5 protein-coding genes and 1 pseudogene are annotated in these 5,587 nt (G+C 64.3%); 2 read left to right on the top strand and 4 right to left on the bottom strand.

All coding sequences use genetic code 11. The features are described from left to right. Positions 1 to 431: 431 nt before the first annotated feature. The 3 genes and pseudogenes from C8K36_RS24445 to C8K36_RS24435 all read right to left on the bottom strand — a co-directional run bounded on the left by C8K36_RS24445 (position 432) and on the right by C8K36_RS24435 (position 3,371). Entirely contained in the window at positions 432 to 1,679 is a 1,248-nt protein-coding gene (locus tag C8K36_RS24445; RefSeq protein ID WP_107987596.1) for a fatty acid desaturase family protein, read from the bottom strand. A 475-nt stretch (positions 1,680 to 2,154) separates the two neighbouring features. Next, positions 2,155 to 2,591, bottom strand: a pseudogene (locus tag C8K36_RS24440) (hypothetical protein); the annotation flags it as partial. A gap of 324 nt (positions 2,592 to 2,915) precedes the next feature. Further along, positions 2,916 to 3,371, bottom strand: coding sequence for an Hsp20/alpha crystallin family protein (locus tag C8K36_RS24435; protein WP_107987595.1), 456 nt, complete (start codon positions 3,369 to 3,371; stop codon positions 2,916 to 2,918). 600 nt (positions 3,372 to 3,971) lie between these two features. Here C8K36_RS24435 and C8K36_RS24965 point away from each other — a divergent pair. Together C8K36_RS24965 and C8K36_RS24425 are read left to right on the top strand one after the other, a co-directional pair. Beyond that, positions 3,972 to 4,142, top strand: coding sequence for a hypothetical protein (locus tag C8K36_RS24965; protein WP_181319717.1), 171 nt, complete (start codon positions 3,972 to 3,974; stop codon positions 4,140 to 4,142). Between the two features lie 388 nt (positions 4,143 to 4,530). Continuing rightward, positions 4,531 to 4,734, top strand: coding sequence for a cold-shock protein (locus C8K36_RS24425; RefSeq protein WP_107987593.1), 204 nt, complete (start codon positions 4,531 to 4,533; stop codon positions 4,732 to 4,734). An 86-nt stretch (positions 4,735 to 4,820) separates the two neighbouring features. On the opposite strand, the gene C8K36_RS24420 is transcribed toward C8K36_RS24425, so the two are convergent. Further along, complete coding sequence (locus tag C8K36_RS24420) at positions 4,821 to 5,135, bottom strand: MerR family transcriptional regulator (protein ID WP_107987597.1); 315 nt, start codon at positions 5,133 to 5,135, stop codon at positions 4,821 to 4,823. Positions 5,136 to 5,587: the final 452 nt, after the last annotated feature.

The following is a 5,587-nucleotide window of genomic DNA, read 5'->3' as shown; positions in this document are numbered from 1 at the left end:
ACGGGCAATCCGGATTGTCTACAGTCGCCACTGCAGACTTTCTATGACGGTGGTCACTCGTGCGAATCTGCAGGTCACGGCGCCGAAAGCGGTTCGGGCGGGGGCGCATTCGCGGGACAGAGGGCGGATATCCCGCCTCCGGTGCCCTTCGATGAACCGCTCACCGACAGAATGGAACCCATGCCCCTCACCCCCGATGCAGCGTTCTGGCGCCGCGTGCATGCGGACCGACAGTGCGTGGAAGGGGTCGTCTGACTCCGGTACACCCCCTCGGCTGGGGTCGCACCTCAGCGCCTACTCGCGGTTGGACCCCATCTCAACCACTGCAGAGCCCGTCTCATGACCTGAGCGGCCGGTGCGGTCATGGTGGCCGCGATTCGATGGGTCCACTTGCTCGGCCTGCCTTGGCGGCGGGAACCTTATGCCGCCTTTCACTTCCCGCGCGTGAACCTGCGTGTTTCGGCGTGTGCGTGCAGCGCTGAGACCAGCCCGCGGCGGCGCCCGGTTTCAGGGTCGATCCGCAGCGCCTCCGCGATCTGCGAACCGCTCGCGTGGAACTTGTGCTCCGACGACGTCTCGGGAGCGTCGTCCGAGGTCCGCTTCAGGAAGCGGTCCGGCAGGGCAAGCTTGTGGATCGTGCGCAGCGCGAGCAGGTACTGCCGGGTGAGGGGCCCGCTGGTGTAGGGCAGGTCGTACTTCGCGCATAGCGCGCGCACCCGCACCGCGATCTCTGGGTACCTGTTCGACGGCAGGTCCGGGAACAGGTGGTGCTCGATCTGATAGCTCAGGTTGCCGGTCAGGAATCCCATGACCGGGCCGGCGTCGATGTTCGCGCTGCCGAGCATCTGCCGCAGATACCACTGCGCCCGCGTCTCGTTCTCGAACTGCTCGGCAGTGAACTTCTCGGCGCCGTCCGGGAAGTGACCACAGAAGATCACCGCGTACGCCCACAGATTCCGCACCAGGTTCGCGGTCGCGTTCGCCGCCAGCGTGGCCTTCCACCCCCGGCCCGTCAGCGCCGGGAACAACACGAAATCCTTCCCGACCTGACGGACGATCTTGAGCGCGAACTCCTTGTTGGGCCCCGAGTTCCACTGCATCGGGTCGACGCCCTCGCGCTTTTGCTGCGCCTCGAGGTCGTGCAGCGCGATGCCCCACTCGAACGTCGCCGCCAGGATCACGTTCGCGATCGGCTGCAGCAGATTGATCGGCTTCCACTCCTCGTCACGCGTCATCCGCAGGATGCCGAATCCCACGTCGTCGTCCATCCCGACGATGTTGGTGTACGTGTGGTGCGAGTAGTTGTGCGCCCGCTTCCAGTGCTCTGACGGGCCGGTCTGGTCCCACTCCCACGTCGTGGAATGGATCTCGGGATCGTTCATCCAGTCCCACTGCCCGTGCATCACGTTGTGCCCGAGCTCCATGTTCTCGATGATCTTGGCGAGCGAGAGCATCGCCGTACCGAGAACCCACACGGGCTTTCTTCGGCCGGCGACGAGCACGACCCGGCCACCGAACTCCAACGAGCGCTGCAGCTTGATCGTTCGCCGGATATACCGGGCATCGCGTAAGCCCCGAGACTCCTCGACGTCGCGACGGATCGCATCCAACTCGCGCCCGAGTGCGTCGATGTCGACGTCGGTGAGGTGAGCGAACTCGTTGATGTTGGTGATGGCCACCCAGGGTTCCTCCGTTGGGGTAGATGGTTCACCGGCGTCAGCTGTCGACGCAGGCCACTAGGTACAACGATATGAGAAATCGGCCATCAACAGGATGCGACCGAATCGACGTCACACCGCGGACGACCCGGAGTAACACTCCAGGAACCAGGCGCCGGCAGCAACAGAAGATGCAGGTCTGGATGCGCTCGCGCTCCCGCACGCTTCTTCCGCTGCGCAGACCACGGCATGACCGGATGCGAGCAGTATCACATGCTTCCGGCAGATCTCATGCGGCTGACGAAAAGCATCCGCGCACCGGCCTTCATGAAGTCGCCAGGAGGAAGGCCATGGCAGTGCCCGTCTAGCAGAGTGCCACTCGAGCTGTCTTCGCCTGAATGGGCTCGACCTCGATCTGTCCGGTCTCTGATTCTGCCGCTTCCCGTCAGGAGTGGTTGGTGCACAACAGGTTCGGCTTTGTGCTCCAACCCTGGCCTTCAGTGGCCCTGACCAGGTGCCGGCTCACGCCATGGGGTAGCCGTCGACGGTCGGCATAGCGGGCAGCACGACCTGCGCCCTGTGCACCTGAGCCGCTTCGACTGCGTCGGCCAGGTCATCGTCACCCGAGACGAGGAAGTACACATCGGATGCGCCGTTGCGGGCGTGGGCCACGAGGTCTAGGCCGATGTGCAGGTCGATACCCTTCTGCTCGCCGTTTACGCCGAGCAGTCCGAGCAGTCCGAGCAGTCCGAGCAGTCCGAGCTGGAGCTTGACCTAGAGGAGCTCGCCGATGCGCTCCTGCTGTGGATCCGGGAGGCCGGTGCGGGCCGAGTCGTACCAGTGCACCCGTAACACCGGCAGGCCCGACCGGGCCTCTGCCGAGGAGAGTCGTACTCGCGGTGCCACTTCGCGCGCTTGTGCTGCCGTGTCCAATGTCTCCGGTCGGGGTAGACAAGAGGTACAGGCACCAACTGACCGCACCCAGTGGAGGCAGACGATGGAACAGCCGAAAGATGAAGAAGTAACTGGTGACCGGGCGCGCACCGACGCGCCGGGACCTGTCGATCATGGTCGGGACGGTGGCATGGCCACACGGGAGAACGCCCCCGACATCGTGCGCGGATCGGACAGCGACAAATCCAGCGGCTGACGCTCACCAGGGGCCGAGCATCGGCGAGATAACGATGGCGGGGGAGGCCCGAGAACCGGCACACGGTTCGGGCCTCCCCCGCCATGGTTGTGCTCAGGCCGAGGAGATCAGGCTTCGATCTGAACTTGCCCGCCGGCTGTGCCGGCACGACTCGGTGGGCCGGAGGTGATCTCGATGCGACGCGGCTTCGCCTTCTCCGCGATCGGCAAGCTCACCGTCAGTACACCGTTCTCGTAGGACGCGGCGATACGCTCGCTGTCGATGTCGTCGCTGATGGACACCTGACGCTTGTAGGTGCCGGCAAATCGTTCACCGGCCAGCCACGTCACACCGTCTTCCGGTGATGCACTGCGGTGCGCGGTCAACGTCAAGGTCGAACCGTCGACACGGACATCTACCGATCCTGGATCGACGCCGGGGAGATCGGCGTGCAGGAGGTAGTGATCATCGACCTTGTAGAGGTCCATCGGCATGAACCGCGGACTTCGCGCACTGCCGGTCCCTGGGGCAAGCAGAGACTTGGCGATCAGGTCGATGTCAGTGAAGGGATCCAAACGAAGCACAGCAACACACCTCCCATGTCATAGAAAGGTCCCCGCCACCTCGACGGGCGACCGAAATTTACTGTGCGAGTGGATGATAACCACCACTTCTGACACTCGGCAACCCCGAGTGCCAACTCGTTGCCGGCGTGTGGCGGGGTGCGCAGCCGGGGCGCCGGCGCCCGGCAGTGGCAGTCGATGCCCCTCCGGCGCGAGTACCGGCGGGGCTGACGATCATCAAGACGCTCTGGGTTTTGGGCGCCGTCGGGGTGAACCGGATCCCGTCGAGGGCGATCTCGCAACCGACGAGCTTACGCAGGGCGGAGGCCCCAGCTGGTAGCGCAAACATCGCCCGCCCGTGAACGTCGGCCGGTGAGCGGAGGCGAGGCTATCAGCGCCCGCTTTTTCGGGGAAGCCGTACAGTGGGGTTCGAGCCAGGTGAATTTCTCTGCCCTGGCGATCTCAGCGCGCTGGAAACTCGTCTCGGTGATCGAGTATCCGGGCCTCATGTACGGCGTCTCGATACGGTCCTTTTTTCGGACTTTCCTCGGGCTGACCCGGGGCCGGTATCGATCCTGAGCGAGTCGCTGCTGACTTGCTGCACGACGACAAAGGACCACTATGAACAGCAAACATGGCGTCAACGGAGTGCTTTTCTCCAACCCCCGGGCCAGCGTCGGCCCCGAGAACAACGAACCGGCACGAGCAGTGGCCGGGTCCACCACCGCCCTCCTGACTCCTCAGCGGAAGACCAGCGAGGAAATTCATCGCGCGCTGTTCAGTGCGCAGTAGCCACCGGTAATTCTCTATTTCCGAAAGTCCAGTCCGAGTGAAACATTGCCCTCAGTATGTCGACAATCCGTCCCCTGTCGAGGCCATCGGCCGGACCGACGGCGACGCGCCCCGGTAAGACGCGCCCCGTAATCAGCGGCTGCCACTCGCTTCCCGGGCACTGGGTTTTCGTCCTTGCCGCCTGGGGTGTGAATTCCGTTCGAGACGACTTCCCGCACAATGTGTGGTTAACTGTTGTTGGTCGTAGTTTTTGTTCGCGTTTTGCCACGCTCGCAAATGCTTATTGCGGGCGGATGGATCTCCTGTTCAGGAATCGCCGTGGTGTGATACCGGCCCAGCCCTGCCCATTTTTCGGCAGAGCTGTTGAGCATGACAAGAGGAGAAATACATGGCAGAGGGCACCGTGAAGTGGTTCAACTCCGAGAAGGGGTTCGGCTTCATCGCACCTTCGGACGGTTCCGCTGACGTCTTCGCGCACTTTTCGGAGATTCAGAGCGGCGGGTTCCGCAGCCTCGAGGAGAACCAGCAGGTGCGGTTCGAGATCGGCCAGGGCGCCAAGGGCCCTCAGGCAACCGGCATCACCGTAATCTGATCCACCCCGCTCTCCCCCTCGCGGGGATGTGAGGCAACGTCGGGCCCCGCCCCCCACACAGGGGGCGGGGCCTGACGTGTTTCGTACTATCGGGAAAACTGCAGCTGTGCAGCCGAATTCGCGAGGAGCGTGTTTTCCTCGACCAGGCGCACCTGGGTGTCTTCGAGTTCGAGGATGCGGGCGATGCCGACGAGGTTCACCCCCAGTTCGACGAGCTCGCCGATCCGCTCGAGGCGCTGCAGGTCGTTCGGGCTGTAGCGCCGGGTTCCGCCCATCGTGCGGGTGGGCGAGATCAGGCCCCGCCGCTCGTAGAGTCGCAGAGTCTGCGGGCCCACCCCGGACAGTTCCGAGGTTACCGAGATGCCGTACACGCCACGACTCGAGCGATCCGTCGAAATCATGACCGGTGTCACCGCGCCCTCCGCGTCGATCGTTGTTGCGCTTCAATCACCCGACACCTGACACGATAGACCGCCCATACGGGGACTGCCCGGCTCCAGGGGCGGACTGCCTCCCGGGCCGCCGCCGCGTCGCCGAACCCAGTGGGGCGACGCGTCGTTCAGGGGCAAACGACCCTGTTCGGGTCACCCGTTCCCGCTCGTCGCGCACGCGCTGTCGGTCCGCATGCACGCGGCGCCAGAACGCTGCATCGGGGGTGAGGGGCATGGGTTCCATTCTGTCGGTGAGCGGTTCACCGAAGGGCGCCCGAGGCGGGACATCCGGACTCCACCCTCCGCCCCACGAATGCGCCGCCTCCGGAACCGCTTTCGGCGCCGTGACCTGCAGATTCGCACGAGTGACCACCGTCATAGAAAGTCTGCAGTGGCGACTGTAGACAATCCGGATTGCCCGT

The sequence above is a fragment of the Rhodococcus sp. OK519 genome, assembly GCF_003051005.1.
Classification (GTDB): Bacteria; Actinomycetota; Actinomycetes; order Mycobacteriales; family Mycobacteriaceae; genus Prescottella.
The sequence above is the reverse complement of the archived record's forward strand: the minus strand, read 5'-3'. Positions and strand labels throughout refer to the sequence as shown.

What these genes read in the sequence shown, in the direction of transcription:
- C8K36_RS24965 (WP_181319717.1), top strand. Translation starts at nt 3,972, where the DNA reads ATGAACAGCAAACATGGCGTCAACGGAGTGCTTTTCTCCAACCCCCGG.
- C8K36_RS24425 (WP_107987593.1), top strand. Translation starts at nt 4,531, where the DNA reads ATGGCAGAGGGCACCGTGAAGTGGTTCAACTCCGAGAAGGGGTTCGGC.
- C8K36_RS24420 (WP_107987597.1), bottom strand. Translation starts at nt 5,135, where the DNA reads ATGATTTCGACGGATCGCTCGAGTCGTGGCGTGTACGGCATCTCGGTA.